Annotated in this window: 15 protein-coding genes; 10 read left to right on the top strand and 5 right to left on the bottom strand. The window is 50.8% G+C overall.

All coding sequences use genetic code 11. The annotated features are described in order from the left end of the window. The first annotated feature begins 2 nt into the window (after positions 1 to 2). The 9 genes from dapA (at position 3) to ACE5KN_RS15565 (ending at position 8,373) form a co-directional block, all read left to right on the top strand. Positions 3 to 893 carry a 4-hydroxy-tetrahydrodipicolinate synthase gene (gene dapA / locus ACE5KN_RS15605; RefSeq protein ID WP_375524636.1) on the top strand — a complete coding sequence of 297 codons (891 nt, stop codon included), beginning with the start codon at positions 3 to 5 and terminating at the stop codon, positions 891 to 893. Between the two features lie 33 nt (positions 894 to 926). Continuing rightward, entirely contained in the window at positions 927 to 1,808 is an 882-nt protein-coding gene (gene garR, locus ACE5KN_RS15600) for a 2-hydroxy-3-oxopropionate reductase (protein WP_375524635.1), read from the top strand. 283 nt (positions 1,809 to 2,091) lie between these two features. Further along, positions 2,092 to 3,075: a Gfo/Idh/MocA family protein gene (locus ACE5KN_RS15595; protein WP_375524775.1), complete on the top strand. Its 984-nt coding sequence runs from the start codon at positions 2,092 to 2,094 to the stop codon at positions 3,073 to 3,075. Between the two features lie 290 nt (positions 3,076 to 3,365). Beyond that, a complete protein-coding gene (locus ACE5KN_RS15590; RefSeq protein WP_375524634.1) occupies positions 3,366 to 3,902 on the top strand; it encodes a hypothetical protein in 537 nt (178 codons plus the stop codon). Between the two features lie 34 nt (positions 3,903 to 3,936). Next, complete coding sequence (gene aroD, locus ACE5KN_RS15585; protein ID WP_375524633.1) at positions 3,937 to 4,710, top strand: type I 3-dehydroquinate dehydratase; 774 nt, start codon at positions 3,937 to 3,939, stop codon at positions 4,708 to 4,710. Between the two features lie 40 nt (positions 4,711 to 4,750). Then, positions 4,751 to 5,446, top strand: a complete 696-nt coding sequence (locus tag ACE5KN_RS15580; RefSeq protein WP_375524632.1) for a response regulator transcription factor — start codon at positions 4,751 to 4,753, stop codon at positions 5,444 to 5,446. Continuing rightward, positions 5,443 to 6,807 carry a sensor histidine kinase gene (locus ACE5KN_RS15575; RefSeq protein WP_375524631.1) on the top strand — a complete coding sequence of 455 codons (1,365 nt, stop codon included), beginning with the start codon at positions 5,443 to 5,445 and terminating at the stop codon, positions 6,805 to 6,807. Before ACE5KN_RS15580 ends, ACE5KN_RS15575 begins: the two co-directional genes overlap by 4 nt. Before the next feature lie 83 nt (positions 6,808 to 6,890). After that, the gene (locus ACE5KN_RS15570; protein ID WP_375524630.1) at positions 6,891 to 7,607 is read left to right on the top strand and encodes a PepSY domain-containing protein; all 717 of its coding nucleotides are present in this window, start codon (positions 6,891 to 6,893) and stop codon (positions 7,605 to 7,607) included. Between the two features lie 139 nt (positions 7,608 to 7,746). Continuing rightward, a complete protein-coding gene (locus tag ACE5KN_RS15565) occupies positions 7,747 to 8,373 on the top strand; it encodes a PepSY domain-containing protein (protein ID WP_375524629.1) in 627 nt (208 codons plus the stop codon). Positions 8,374 to 8,569: 196 nt separating this feature from the next. Here the strand turns inward: ACE5KN_RS15565 and ACE5KN_RS15560 are convergent, their stop codons facing one another. The 3 genes from ACE5KN_RS15560 to ACE5KN_RS15550 all read right to left on the bottom strand — a co-directional run bounded on the left by ACE5KN_RS15560 (position 8,570) and on the right by ACE5KN_RS15550 (position 10,883). Next, on the bottom strand, positions 8,570 to 9,286 hold the full coding sequence (locus ACE5KN_RS15560; protein ID WP_375524628.1) for a protein-glutamine gamma-glutamyltransferase: 717 nt from the start codon (positions 9,284 to 9,286) through the stop codon (positions 8,570 to 8,572). A gap of 109 nt (positions 9,287 to 9,395) precedes the next feature. Beyond that, positions 9,396 to 10,262, bottom strand: a complete 867-nt coding sequence (locus tag ACE5KN_RS15555) for a DUF421 domain-containing protein (RefSeq protein ID WP_375524627.1) — start codon at positions 10,260 to 10,262, stop codon at positions 9,396 to 9,398. Between the two features lie 234 nt (positions 10,263 to 10,496). Next, positions 10,497 to 10,883 carry a hypothetical protein gene (locus tag ACE5KN_RS15550; protein WP_375524626.1) on the bottom strand — a complete coding sequence of 129 codons (387 nt, stop codon included), beginning with the start codon at positions 10,881 to 10,883 and terminating at the stop codon, positions 10,497 to 10,499. 172 nt (positions 10,884 to 11,055) lie between these two features. Here ACE5KN_RS15550 and ACE5KN_RS15545 point away from each other — a divergent pair, with 172 nt between their 5' ends. Further along, a complete protein-coding gene (locus ACE5KN_RS15545; protein ID WP_375524625.1) occupies positions 11,056 to 11,739 on the top strand; it encodes a YetF domain-containing protein in 684 nt (227 codons plus the stop codon). A 52-nt stretch (positions 11,740 to 11,791) separates the two neighbouring features. Here ACE5KN_RS15545 and ACE5KN_RS15540 read toward each other — a convergent pair whose 3' ends face one another. Together ACE5KN_RS15540 and ACE5KN_RS15535 are read right to left on the bottom strand one after the other, a co-directional pair. Further along, positions 11,792 to 12,391 (bottom strand): hypothetical protein, encoded by a 600-nt coding sequence (locus ACE5KN_RS15540; protein ID WP_375524624.1) that lies wholly within the window; start codon positions 12,389 to 12,391, stop codon positions 11,792 to 11,794. Positions 12,392 to 12,530: 139 nt separating this feature from the next. Next, positions 12,531 to 13,754 (bottom strand): MFS transporter, encoded by a 1,224-nt coding sequence (locus tag ACE5KN_RS15535; protein WP_375524623.1) that lies wholly within the window; start codon positions 13,752 to 13,754, stop codon positions 12,531 to 12,533. Between the last annotated feature and the right edge of the window lie 169 nt (positions 13,755 to 13,923).

Raw genomic sequence — 13,923 nt, 5'->3', positions numbered from 1 at the left:
ACATGGATACAACCTGGATTCGGGGAGTCATCCCCCCTATTGTGACACCGGTAGACGAAAATGAACTTGTGGATGAGCAAGGGCTTCGCAACGTGGTGGAGCACGTTCTTGCCGGAGGGGTACACGGGATTTTATCGCTTGGCAGCAATGGAGAGTTTTATGGATTGGACCGTGAGCAGCAGGAGAGAGCCGTTCGTACTACCATTGATCAGGTTAACGGAAGAGTTCCCGTATACATGGGAATTGGTGCGATTACGACGAAGGAATGTGTGACGCTGGCAAAAATGGGGGAAGCCCTGGGGGCCCAGGCATTGACGATCCTGCCCCCTATGTTCCTCACACCCACGGAGGAAGAATTGTACCAGCATTTTCGCAAAATAGTGGAAGCAACATCTCTCCCTGTTCTTCTCTATAACAATCCGGATCGCGTCGGAAATAACATTTCCGCGAACCTTATTGAAAGATTGGCTGATATCCCAAACCTGGTTGGTATGAAAGACAGCAGCGGGGACATGACCTTGACTGCAGAATATATACGCAGGACCCGAAGCAAAGACTTTAAAGTGATGGCCGGCAGAGATGTCATGATTTTGGCTTCATTGGTCTATGGAGCTGTGGGCTGTGTGGCATCAACCGCTAACATCGTACCGGCTCTCGTCGTTGAAATATATGACAAATATATCAATGGAGATTTGCAGGGAGCGCTGGAAGCACAATTTAAACTGGCGCCGCTCCGGATGGCGTTTAATCTGGCCAGCTTTCCTGTGGTCACAAAAGAAGCCATGAATCTGATTGGTGTCCCTGTAGGTGCCTCGATTCTTCCAAATACAGCCGCCTCTGAGGTGAATCGAACGAAACTGAAAAGTATTTTGCAGGACATGGGCGCTCTCTGATATTCATTTTTTAAAACTTTGGAGGGATAGGATATGAAAATAGGATTTATTGGCCTTGGAATTATGGGTAAACCGATGAGCAAAAATTTGATCAAAGCAGGTTATGAGCTGGTCGTGCTTGAGACCAATAAAGCGGCGGCAGAGTTGGTGGCAGCAGGCGCCACGGCTGCATCTTCGCCCAAGCGCGTAGCGGAGCTGACGGATATCGTGATTACCATGCTGCCCAACTCACCCCAGGTGAAAGATGTTGTGCTTGGCAGAGACGGAATATTCGAAGGAGCCAAGCCGGGCACGGTGGTGATCGACATGAGCTCCATTGCTCCTTTGACCAGTCAGGAGATTGCGGCAGCACTGGCGGAGAAAGGCATTGAAATGCTTGATGCTCCAGTCAGCGGGGGAGAGCCAAAGGCGATTGAGGGTACGCTTTCCGTCATGGTCGGGGGAAAACAGGAAGTTTTTGATCAATGTTATGATGTGATGAAGGCGATGGCCGCCTCGGTCGTTCGTACAGGTGATATTGGAGCGGGGAATGTCACCAAACTTGCGAACCAGATCATTGTGGCTATTAATATTGCGGCGATGTCGGAGGCTTTTGTGCTGGCAAGTAAAGTCGGTGTTCAACCTGAGCTCGTATATCAGGCTATTCGCGGGGGGCTTGCAGGCAGCACGGTATTGGATGCCAAAGCGCCGCTTGTGATGGAGCGCAAATTTGATCCCGGTTTCCGGATTAATCTGCATATCAAGGATTTAAGCAATGTTTTGGAAACGTCCCATGAAGTAGGTGTGCCCTTGCCGCTGACGGCCAGCGTCATGGAAATGATGCAGGCATTGAAGGTGGATGGCTTTGGAGACAGCGACCATGGCAGCCTGGTTCAGTATTATGAAAAACTGGCCAAGGTTGAAGTGAGCAAATAGAATCAGTGGATCAAAAGTAATCACAGAAAAGACCCGGCTCGATATCAGCCTGCACTATACGCTGATGCGGTCCGGGTTTGTTTATTCGTTAAACGATCTTTAAAATGAATATAACAGCTCTATAACATCGTAAAACAACGTTTTATCATCATTAATGTGTGTTTTTTTGCAATTTCCGTCCGGCAAAAGAAATGGCATATACAGGATTTGTATGGACAGGTACATGCGCAAGTGAGAAAATAGTCATCATGATAACTATTCGTGAAAGGAATGAGATGTTTTGATACGATTCGGCATCATCGGAACTAACTGGATTACGGAGCGCTTCATTCAGGGGGCGCTTGAAACCGAGCAGTTCGCTTTGACCGCTGTATACTCCCGCACGGAAGAGAAGGGCAGAGCCTTTGCCGCTCAATACAATATGCCTGAGGTTTTCACGGATTTGCAGGAAATGCTTGAGCAGGGCAGCCTGGATGCCGTCTATATCGCAAGTCCGAATTCGCTTCATGCGGAGCAGGCGATCCTGTGCATGAATCATGGCAAGCATGTCCTGTGCGAGAAGCCGATGGCTTCGAATGCGCGCGAGGTGAGGGAGATGATCGCCGCAGCGGAAAAGAACAACGTGGTGCTGATGGAAGCCCTCAAATCTACGCTCATGCCGAACTTTAAAGTAATACAGGAAAATCTTTTCAAGCTTGGCCCGATCCGCCGCTATTTTGCCGGCTACTGTCAATATTCCTCCCGTTACGATGCTTATAAAGAAGGAAAACTGCTGAATGCGTTCAATCCTCAATTTTCCAACGGTTCGTTGATGGACCTGGGCATTTACTGTCTTTATCCAATGGTCACACTGTTTGGAAAGCCTGACTTGGTGAAAGCTACCGGTGTCATGCTGGCTTCCGGCGTGGACGGGGAAGGAAGCATGGTCATGCGTTACCCGGATATGGAGGGTGTGGTGATGCACTCCAAAATCTCCAACTCCTATCTTCCTGCGGAAATCCAGGGCGAGCTTGGGACGATGGTCATTGACAAGATCAACCAGCCGTACGATGTGAAAATTCATTATCGGGACGGCAATGTGGAAGACCTGACCAAACCGCAAATTCATGAGCCGATGTATTATGAAGCCCTTGAGTTTATCGATATGATCAAGTGTGGTGACCGGGACAGCAAGATCAATTCCCATGCCAACTCGCTGGCGGTGGCCGAGGTGATGGAGGAAGCGAGACAGCAGATTGGGCTACGCTTTGCAGCCGACGAATCGTAAGGATATAATAGAGGATGTTCAAAAAGTCATCTTTTGATCACGAAGTAAATCAGGAAGTGGACTCGACATCGAATCTTGAATTCAGCCGGGCCCTCCGGTGCTCACGTACCCTAAGTACGCTCCGCTCCTCAGTCCCAGGCTTCATTCAACCTTCTCGGTGCTGAAAACCTGACTTTTTGAACACGCAATATTAAGGGAAAACGTGGAGCAGCAGGCCGCAGAAGGCCTGCTTTCTTGCTTTGCACGGCGGCAATCCTGTGTGCTGAAATGGACTATACATATCTGCAGAGGTGAAAAAAACCGTGTTTGATCCCACCGTATTTGATAATTTAAAAGTGGCTATAGAGAACCAGATCTATGATCTGGATAATATTGATGGCGTGATTCGTGTCACCGGGCGTGATGACAGGCTGGAGATGTCGGTGATGGCGAGAGAATTCGCCATCCGGTTCCAGGTGTCCGGGGATGAGAGGATTACGGCCGAGATTCGTCTGGAGGCTTCCCTGCGCGAGCTGGCTGCGGAGATTCTGGAGCAGGAGGGAGAGGAGCCGGGCTGCCGTCTGCAATTGCGGTTTATGCTGCCTGTCCGGGATGTGTCAGCTGAATGTCCGCGGCTGGAAGAGGCCGTGCGCGGAATTTGGGGGCAGACCACGGATCTGGCGCAGCGGATCAGTTATATTTACGGGCAGAAAGCGGAGTCATTCCTGAATACGATGCAGCTAGATTTCCGCCGCAAAATCAACGAAGAACAGATGGAGGATCTTCCGGAGCTGATCGATCATGTGCTGCGGACGCTTGTAGAGCTGAGAGCGGCCGTTGTAGATTAATAATAGACGAAGACATGCCAAAGGAGCAGAGACGATGTACAAAACAGTCCAGGTAAAAAACGTGGTCATCGGAGAAGGAGAGCCCAAGATATGCGTGCCGATCACGGGGGAGACTCTGTCCAGGCTGATTGCAGAAGTTGAGCAGCTGCGTACGCTTGATCTTGATATCGTGGAGTGGCGTGTCGATTTTTACGAGCATGCGGATGATATCGAAAGGGTGAAGAAAGCGCTGAACGAGCTGCGCGTGCAGCTCGGAGAGGTTCCGCTGCTGTTTACTTTCCGGACCGCTGATGAGGGAGGGCAGCGGCCCATTGCTCCTGCCGATTATGTGGCTTTGAATAAAGCGGCTGCAGCCACGGGGCAGGCAGACATGATCGATGTCGAGTGGTTCAACAAGGAGCAGTATGTGTCAGAGTTGGTTGAAGCCGCTCATGCGTCCGGGGTGGCGGTCATTTTGTCCAATCATGATTTTGACAAAACCCCTCCGGCAGAAGAGATTGTATCCAGGCTGTGCAGAGCCCAGGAGCTGGGTGGGGATATCGTTAAAATGGCAGTCATGCCGGAAAGCACGGCTGACGTTCTCACATTGCTGGAGGCTACGCGCATCATGAGAGAGCAGCATGCCGATCGCCCGCTCATTACGATGTCCATGACAGGACGAGGGGTGATCAGCCGCCTGGCCGGCGAACTGTTCGGTTCGGCTGTCACCTTCGGCTCGGCCGGCCGTTCGTCCGCTCCGGGGCAGCTTCCGGTCGGAGAACTGCGGGGCGTATTGTCGCTGCTCCATCGTGAGCTTGCCAAGGGATAATGCAGCCGGAGGCCCATGGATAGCAGGGAGGAACTAGGGAATGAACGAGTGCATACTGATCGTCGAGGATGAGAAGAAGATCGCAAGGCTGCTTGAAATCGAACTCGAATGTGAGGGCTACCGTGTACTTAAGGCCGATAATGGTCTGGATGCTCTGGAAGTATACCGTGCAGGCGGTGTCGATTTGATCCTGCTGGATGTCATGTTGCCAGGCATGAGCGGTATTGAGCTGCTGCGGCGCATCCGGACCCAGGATTCGCAGACGGCCATTCTGCTGCTGACCGCCAAGGGATCTGTCGAGGATAAAGTATCCGGCCTGGATCTCGGGGCGAACGATTACATAACTAAGCCGTTTCAGATAGAGGAGCTGCTGGCCCGTATCCGTGCCGCTCTCCGGCTGCGCGCTGCGTCAGCAGGCGGCGTGAATACGGAAGCCTGGCTGACGGCATCCGACCTGAGGGTTAACGAAAGCACTCGGGAGGTTATTCGCGGGGATGATCCCGTGGAGCTTACGCCCCGTGAATTCGATCTGCTGGTCTATCTGCTGCGTAATAAGAGGCAGGTTCTAAATCGTGATCAGATTTTGGCGGCGGTGTGGGGATATGACTATGCCGGTGAGACTAATGTCGTCGACGTGTATATTCGCTATGTCCGTAAAAAAATCGATTTTAACCGTGAGCCGGAGCTGATCCATACCGTACGCGGCGTCGGTTACGTCCTGCGGGAGGCGCCGTGAGACTGCGCAGCAAAATCCATCTGTACTCGTCCGTCCTTTTCACCGTTCTGCTCATCGTCATGAATCTTTCCATTTATTATACGTTCAGCTCCCTGTCCGACAGCAGCCAGATGCAGCGGGCGGAAGCGGAAGGGGCGAGAATAGCGGCGGGCATGCGCCAGGCCTCCGGCCAGATCGCCGTAGAGGAGCTGCTGCGCGCGTATGTTCCTGTTGACGGCATGTTGAGGCTCGTGCGGCAGCAGGGGAAGGGACCGGCCCCGGTAACCTCCCCGTCTGCCTCACAGCTGAGCCGAATGGAAGCCGTTTATAATCCGAATCTGTCCGTGAAAAGAATAAAATTTGAGGGCCACAGCTATATTCTGGTCTCCGTTCCCGTCATCTGGACGAACGGTGAAATTATGAACGTACAGCTGACGGAGAGCATGCAGGCTGTCATGGACACCCTTGCGGCCCTGCGGCTGGTACTGATCGGAGTTACGGCGGCGGCGCTGGTGCCTGTGCTCATATCCAGCCGGGTGCTGGCACGCCTGATCATGCAGCCGATCAAAGGCATGACGTCCACGATGAAGGAGATCCGGAGAAGCGGGAGGTTTCGACGGATGGAGCTGGATACCCGGTCAAGGGATGAACTGGTCGATATGGGCGTCACCTTTAACGAAATGATCGACCTGCTTCAGAGCAACTATGAGAAGCAGGAAAAATTCGTATCCAATGCTTCCCATGAGCTGAAAACGCCGATTACGATTATCGAAAGTTATGCGAGCCTTTTGAAAAGGCGAGGGATGGAGCGTCCCGAGCTGTTTCAGGAATCCGTGGATGCTATTCATTCCGAAGCCGTGCGGATGAAGGAAATGACGGAGCAGCTTCTGCTGCTGGCCAGTCCCAAGGAGCAGTGGAATGTCACGAAGGGGAAGATCGACCTGTTCCGGCTGGCGGCGGAATCTGCCAAGGCGTTCCGCAACGCTTACGGCCGTGAAGTCGAGGTGGAAGCGGCGGGAAGCCGGGCGGCTTATGCATACTCCGATGAAAAGAAGCTGAAGCAGCTGTTGTTTATCTTTTTGGATAACGCGCGCAAGTACAGCGAGGATCAGATCACCCTAACGGTGGGCGAATCGGATGCGGAGCGCTTCATCCGCATCACCGACCGCGGAGTTGGTATTCCCAAAGAACATTTAACTAAGGTGTTCGACCGGTTTTACAGAGTGGATGAGGCAAGAAAGAGAACAAGCGGCGGAGCCGGGCTGGGGCTTGCCCTTGCCGCTGAGATTGCCGAGGCTACAGACATCCGGCTGGAACTTGACAGCCTGGAGGGAGTCGGGACGACTGCCGTCATTTGGATTAAGGCAAGCCCGGAGGAGTAAGCCGGGCAGTCCAAGTTCTCATCCAATTTTAATGTGGCCGTAGTATGCTGCGGGAATAGCAATGAACCCGAGGTGATGACTCAATGAAACCTATCCTGTGGAGCCTATGTGCGGTGCTGCTGATTGCAGGCATCATAAGCATCGGCACGGTATGGAATGCGCAGAAGAACAAGGCCGCTGCTTTGTCGGAGGAAGAGGCGGTATCGGCAGTGCTGGCCCAGTATCCCGGTGAAGTGCTGGATGTCTCGCTGCAAAGCGATGCTTACCTGCTTCAGATGAAGTCCCACACAGGCCTGTATGAGCTGAAAGTGGATGCGGAGCAAGGCAGTATACTATCGATTGAGCGGCTGGACGGCGAGCTTTCACAGGAGCAGCTGGCTGCCGCATTTCCGACAGAACAGCAAGGGGAGAGCCAGTCAGCAGACGAAGCGGCTCAGCAGACTCAGATGAAGAATGGGAAGGGAGCAGAGGCGGAGGCAAGCACCGATACGCAGATTACTTCAGATTCAGTTTCAGCCGGCAAGCAGGATGAGGGGAAAGAGAAGCTGGAAGAGGATGCCGAGCCTGTCAGAACGGCTCGTATTGTAACAGACAAAGAAGCCAAAAACATCGCCCTGCAGCAGGTACAGGGTAAAGTGGAAGATGTGGACTTCAGGACTGAAGGAGGAGTGCGGTACTATCTTGTTGAGATTGATACCCCCGATGAGCGCGAAGCTATCGTGCAGGTGAACGCCATATCCGGGGTAATTATGTCGGTAGCCTGGGATGAAGAGGATGACCCGGAGGAGGATGACGAATAGCACCGGAACGAAGATGAGGCGGGTGACGCTGATTTTTAGCGTTTTCTCATCAAATTTTAATTTAGCTTTCCTTATGTTCTCATTTTGCTCCGTTATATTGATAACGTAAGCAGCTGGAAACATGAGGAGGACAATCGACATGATGACAACAAAACGGAAACTGGGAATCGGCATACTGGCTGGAGCCCTTCTGCTTGGCGGCATCTACGGTGCTGACGCCCTGCTTGGCCAGGCGAATGCGTCTTCGGCAACCTACGGTCAGAATACCAAGCAGCGAATTGGGGTTGCTATGGCAAGCCAGCAGGCATTGGCTGTTGTGCAGGGAACCGTGGAAAGCGTGGAACTGGAAAGAAACCGCAGCGGCGCTCTATACTATGAGGTAGAGATCGAGAAGAGCAGCGGTCAGGATGTCGATGTGCTGATCGATGCTTATACAGGCAAGTCGCTGGGTGTAAGGACGGATGATGATGCCGGTGATGACGATTATAAAGCGGCGGACGAAACCGAAGCTTCCACGGCTTCCGCTGCGGCAGCGAAGGTAAGTAGACAGGAAGCGGTAAAGATTGCCCTCAAAGCGGCTGGGGGCAGTAAAGTGCTGGAACTGGACCTTGACCGGGATGGCGGCCGCCTAGAATATGAGGTTGAAGTGAGCATCAGCGGCGGTAAGGCCGATGTGGAGATTGATGCCAATACCGGCAAAGTCCTCTCCGTGGATAAAGACCATGATGATCATGATTGGGATGACGACGACGGGGACGACGACTAAATCAAATCCCCTATTAAATATGTAATTTCACACAAGAAGGATGAAGTTGGCATAATGGGCTCGTCCTTCTTTTAAGTTACGGAATAACAATACTGGCGGCCAGGATGAACGATCCGCATAATGCCATGAATCAAAAAAAGAGCATCCCGGAATAAAATCGAACGGGAATGCTCTTTTTTGCGTAATCCTTCCGCATTCAGTAGCGGATATATTGGCGTCTGCCCACGGCGGCCGTGATCGCGCCTTCGCCCGCTTCGATCCGTTGCGGTGTTGTATCCGCAGCTGTGTTGTAGCCTGGTGCGAAACGGGACAAATAATTGAAATCCGGATAAAGGACCTGATCTGTTAAATAGGCCGATACCGTGCTGCCGGGACGGCGGTGGCTATTCAGTGTCTGGATAATTCCTTCTGCGGAACGGATGCCGATTCCGTGGCCGTAGTATAAATCATCACCAAGCTTGATGGCATTTTCCCCTTTCCATTCAGGTGTAAAGGGCGACACATCCGGATTTTTAAAATAAAGGATGTCCCCCGGAACGGAGCGACTGCTGCCCTGCACCTCAATCAGGCGCAAATCACTGTCATAATGCCAGTCATACAGCAGCATGCCTGCAAACAGGCGATTGAACTCGCTCTCCACGATGGAATCCAGCACCGCCTTGTACAGCACTATCACCATGGCGGTGGCGCATTCAAACCCGTATTTTCGGCCCTCCAAAAATATATTGCGTATCCCGTCAGCAGGAGTAACCTCCGGTCTGATCTGGAATCCGCCCCTGGAGGTCAGAATCCAGAAACGCTGGTTGCAGTAAGCACGTTCAAAGGTGGCGAAAGAGACACCGCTGCGGTTCAACGCTTGCGCCGCCGCAACGATTGCGCTGCGCAAGGACGTTTCAAATGATAATCTTGCCATCTGTATGTTCTGCCCCCGATCCGTTAGTTTCCAGATGTTTTTCTTACATCCTATGTAGGCGGATGCCGGGATGTGAGGAAAAGCTGATTTTTGGCAGGGGCAGACTTTTTTAGCTCTTGGCGTTTAACTTCTTCCGGGTTTCCTTGATTAGCCTTGTCATTTGGGCATAACCTTCTTCATAAAGCTGCTTGCTGCGCTGATCCTTGGCATTGGCAGTTTGCTTTTTATACTCGTCCTGACAGGACTCAAGCGCGGCCAACAGCGTATTGGGCTGTGCAGGCTGGCCGGACTGCAGTTTGTCATCATATAGGTCAAGGTGCAGGCGGCCGTCTGATTCTACCTGTGCATGAAACACATCACTCAGCTCTACGCCGCGTTTGCCCAGCTCGGACTGCAGCCATTTTTTATCCTTTTTCGCTTCAGATAGTTCTTTCTCCTGGATCTGGCCGTCCACCACAACGCTTTGCGGTTCCTTCTCGGCAGGCAGGGTAAGCCCGATCATTTTTGCCGTAAGAGGCTGATTCTCTTTGGTCAGCAAAATGTTGATTTCGCCGCTATTCTCCATCACTGCAAATTCCACATCCGCGGCTTTGAAGGCTCCTTTGCTGCGCAGCTGGCTCATCAGCTCTTCCATGGATACACGTTCTTTTCTCAAATTGTCCTCCAGCACTTTTCCTTCCTTGATGAGGACCGTTCCCGTTCCATCCACCATGTTTCTGAATTTTTGACTTTTGATCTGGAAGTATTCGATGGCCAGAGAAACAAGGCTCCATACAACCAGCGAGAGGACACCGAGGTACCAGGTATCAGGGCTTTCCAGCGGGATGTATGCGGCAAGGCTACCGATCGTAATCCCTGTTATATATTCGAACAGGGAGAGCTGTGACACCTGTCTTTTCCCGAGCAGCTTGGTGATGACGAACAGTACCAGAATGGCAACAAGCGTATGTAAAATGACCAGAGCCCACTGCGGCATTTCATCAGCGCCTCCTTTGTTAATCCTCAATGTAAAATTTAGAATGTCCAGGGGAATAGAGGATTAAACGTAAGCTTTGGCGACCGTATGTTACAGGAGAATTCAACCTCTTGGGAGCTTGACATAGACTGGGGCGACCATGAATAAAATTCCCACACTTCCCCGCTTCTATAGATGAATCCCCTTCCTCTGTGCCGAGATCGACCAGAGGAAGGGGATTTTGTTTTCTTATGCTTAAGCGCCGAGGTGATGACGCCGTTTTTTCTTGATTTTAATCAGTTCCTCCTGGACAAAACGATGTGCGGCCACGAGCCGTCCTTTTGCGTTCTTACCCCATCCGGACACCAGCACACGGGGGCTGTCTGTTTTGATTTGAACCTCAAATTGCAGTAAATTTGCAACATTCAAAGCCCGAAAATTAGAGGATTGGGCGGGGAGTGTGAAGGTTCTGGTTTCCACAAGCACCTTGGAGCCATTCAAACGGTATAACAAAATTTTTACTCTAGCTGCTTTGTGTCCGTTATTTAACGCTTTGACAAAAAAGGTTCTGGATTCCCCTGGAGCACCGACGTTACCAACGGCATTTTCGACAGGGCCGGTAGAATACTTGTTAATAGACAAATTTTATCAACCTCCTTTGAGTGATAATGCATGTTATGTATGAGTATTCAAAAGGAATGGATTGTTGTACGTGAACACTGAAAACAGGTGCTTTGACAGATGACAATTATTCCTAGAGGCGCCTCCGGTGAACTGGGTAATTAATTTTATCCGGAACGAGGGAGGGAACACGATGGATTACGGAATGATCGCTTTTAAACTGGCAATCAGTTTTGCCGGGTTATGGGTGCTGACCCGTTTTCTCGGAAAAAAAGAAATTTCCCAGCTGACGCCTTTTGATTTCGTCTCATCCCTGGTGCTTAGCGAGCTGGTTGGCAATACCATCTACCAGGACGATGTTCATTATCCCGAGCTGCTGTTTGCATTGATGCTGTGGGCGATATTGTCTTACGTTTTCGAGAAAATCACCCAGTATGTGAAGAGATTGCGCGGCCCGCTTGAAGGAGCGCCTTCCATCCTGATCAGGAATGGCAAGGTGAATCTGAAGGAGCTAAAGCGCAATCGTCTCGATTTGGAGCAGCTGCGCATGCTGCTGCGGCAGAAGGATGTGTTCGCGGTTAAGGAAGTCGCCTATGCGATCTTTGAAACCAACGGTTCAATTAGCATTTTGAAAAAGCCGCAGTACGACAATGTACAGCGCGGTGACTTGAAGCTGGAGGACAAGAAGCCGGATTATGCCCTGCGGATGCTGGAGGATGGCCAGATTGACGAAGAGAACCTGCGCAAGATCGGAAAGGATATAAATTGGCTGTTTGCCGAGCTGCACCGCATGGGCTATGACGACCGCGAGCAGCTCGCTTATGTAGAGTGGGAGGAGGATGAAGGGCTGTTTGTGCTGGAGCATGAAGGAGAGTAGCTTGCATCCGCCCAGCCTTAGCACAAGACAGAAAATGGCTAGGCTCCTTCATTTAATCAGTCATTTTTTCAAGCTCAAAAATAGTTGCCTCTGATAACAAGATAAGCCTACCGTTATTAACAACAAAAAAACTTACACTTACAGGTATGCTAAGTTTTGTAGATATGTCACTTATATCTACTGCTTTTACTACATCATTTATATTTAAGTCTGGGATATCTATTTTATACAATCTATAAAAAGAGTCAGAGTTATAGCATGTCGCTGTAATCTTATATATTGGATTTTTTAGTTCATATTGATATTCCTTATAGTTTTTTAGTCCTTTTGATGAAAAAAAGTCTTTTTTGATTATAATTTCATCTCCAATAAATTTTTGTCCTGTTGGATATTCAGAAGCATCATTATATGAATTTGCAAATCCTAAAAGCTTCTCAACTTTCCAAGTTCCATAGAAATATTTCTCAGTTTCACTATCCAAATTTATAACTTCTGTATTAAGACAATCGGCTGTGTTTTTTGGAATAATAGACTCTTCCGTTGCAGGTTTAGGCTCACTAGAGGTATTTGGATTTGATGTCGTCTCAACATTTCCACAAGCCGATGCTAACATCATCATTATCATGATACAAGCCAATAATATTTTTTTCATATTTCACACTCCCACGATAAAGTTATGTTTTCGCCTGTTTACTCGCTTGCTAACTGGAAAATTTGCTACTTCTGGTTAAAGCTGAAAAAGGACTTCCAAGTCTGCTGTCTGGAAGTCCCTCTCATTGTTAAAAATATAGTTAGGCTGAGCTGCCCAGCTTCACCGGCTGCTTGTCAGTGGAGTTCAGACGGCGTTCAAGCGCCAGGCTGGCAAGCGCTCCCGCCATCCCGGCCAGAGCAATGATCCCGGATACCCAAGGCAATTGCTGCAGCCCCATGTACGTAATGACCACACCGCCTAGAAAAGCGCCGCTGGCGTTGCCGAGGTTCAGCACGGAGTGGGTGCTGGTCGATGCGAGCAAAGGAGCTTCGGACGCCAGGTTCATGATGCGCACCTGCAGCCCGGGCATCATGCCAAACGCGGCGACTCCCCAAATAAAGACGGTGATGATCGCCAGGGCTTTGCTCTGGAGAGCAAAGGTCAGTACAGCCAGAATGACGGCCAGTACGCCAAAGTTGACGATCAGGGACGGCATCAGCTTCCAGTCGGCCAGCCGTCCTCCGACGATGTTTCCGATAGTTACCCCAATGCCAAAAAGAACGAGAATCCATGTGATGCTTGCCTCGGCAAAACCGCTGATATCCATCAGCAGTGGTGTAATGTAAGTAAATACCGCGAACAGGCTGGCACAAGCAAACGCCCCCGTAAGCAGCATCAGCAGCACTTGGGGATTCACAAGGCTCCGGATTTCCTGGGCAATGCTTGTATGCTGATCCTGTCGCATAACCGGGATAAAGCGTATGATTCCTACCAGGGAGATTAACCCCATAATGACAATGGCGGCGAAAGACGCACGCCACCCCAGCTGCTGTCCGATGAACGTACCGAACGGCACGCCAACAATGTTGGCGACGGTCAGTCCGGACAGAACCAGTGACACAGCCCCGGCCCTTTTTTCCGGACGGACAAGGCGGGCGGCCATCAGGGACCCGACTCCAAGGAAGGTGCCGTGAGCAAAGGCAGTTCCGATACGCGCAGCAATCAGAAAACCGTAGCTTGGCGCGATGACAGATAAGGCATTTCCAAGAATAAAAATGATCATCAGCAGACATAACAGCTTTTTCTGCGGAACCTTATGGGTGAGGATCGTCAGCACGGGCGCGCCGACAGCAACGCCGATGGCATAGCTGGTGATCAGCTGCCCGGCCTGGGGAATCGTCACCCCCAAATCCTGAGCCACATTGGGAAGCAGACCCATAATGACGAATTCGGTCATCCCGATGGCGAAGGCCCCAAGCGTCAGGCATAGCAAAGAGAAGGGAAAGCGGTCTTTTCCCTTTACATTGGGACTGCTAGTATTCATGAAGATTCATTCTCCTATCCTTATTTGTATGTATCTATCGGTTTCTGTTCAGTATAGCATTTGACAGCCTGTCATGGATAAAGGAAACGTAAAAATTTAAAAAACCTGCAGCGGCAGGTCTGCATACAGGCTGAAATTCGAAAGCTGAGCCAATCAATGATATGATAAT

Source organism: Paenibacillus terreus (genome assembly GCF_042138595.1).
Classification (GTDB): Bacteria; Bacillota; Bacilli; order Paenibacillales; family Paenibacillaceae; genus Paenibacillus; species Paenibacillus terreus.
The sequence above is the reverse complement of the archived record's forward strand: the minus strand, read 5'-3'. Positions and strand labels throughout refer to the sequence as shown.

Bases quoted from the DNA above. Each gene is read 5' to 3' on its own strand.
- aroD (WP_375524633.1), top strand. From the start codon at position 3,937: ATGTACAAAACAGTCCAGGTAAAAAACGTGGTCATCGGAGAAGGAGAG.
- ACE5KN_RS15535 (WP_375524623.1), bottom strand. From the start codon at position 13,754: ATGAATACTAGCAGTCCCAATGTAAAGGGAAAAGACCGCTTTCCCTTC.
- ACE5KN_RS15560 (WP_375524628.1), bottom strand. From the start codon at position 9,286: ATGGCAAGATTATCATTTGAAACGTCCTTGCGCAGCGCAATCGTTGCG.
- ACE5KN_RS15570 (WP_375524630.1), top strand. From the start codon at position 6,891: ATGAAACCTATCCTGTGGAGCCTATGTGCGGTGCTGCTGATTGCAGGC.
- ACE5KN_RS15580 (WP_375524632.1), top strand. From the start codon at position 4,751: ATGAACGAGTGCATACTGATCGTCGAGGATGAGAAGAAGATCGCAAGG.
- ACE5KN_RS15545 (WP_375524625.1), top strand. From the start codon at position 11,056: ATGGATTACGGAATGATCGCTTTTAAACTGGCAATCAGTTTTGCCGGG.
- garR (WP_375524635.1), top strand. From the start codon at position 927: ATGAAAATAGGATTTATTGGCCTTGGAATTATGGGTAAACCGATGAGC.
- dapA (WP_375524636.1), top strand. From the start codon at position 3: ATGGATACAACCTGGATTCGGGGAGTCATCCCCCCTATTGTGACACCG.
- ACE5KN_RS15540 (WP_375524624.1), bottom strand. From the start codon at position 12,391: ATGAAAAAAATATTATTGGCTTGTATCATGATAATGATGATGTTAGCA.
- ACE5KN_RS15555 (WP_375524627.1), bottom strand. From the start codon at position 10,262: ATGCCGCAGTGGGCTCTGGTCATTTTACATACGCTTGTTGCCATTCTG.
- ACE5KN_RS15565 (WP_375524629.1), top strand. From the start codon at position 7,747: ATGATGACAACAAAACGGAAACTGGGAATCGGCATACTGGCTGGAGCC.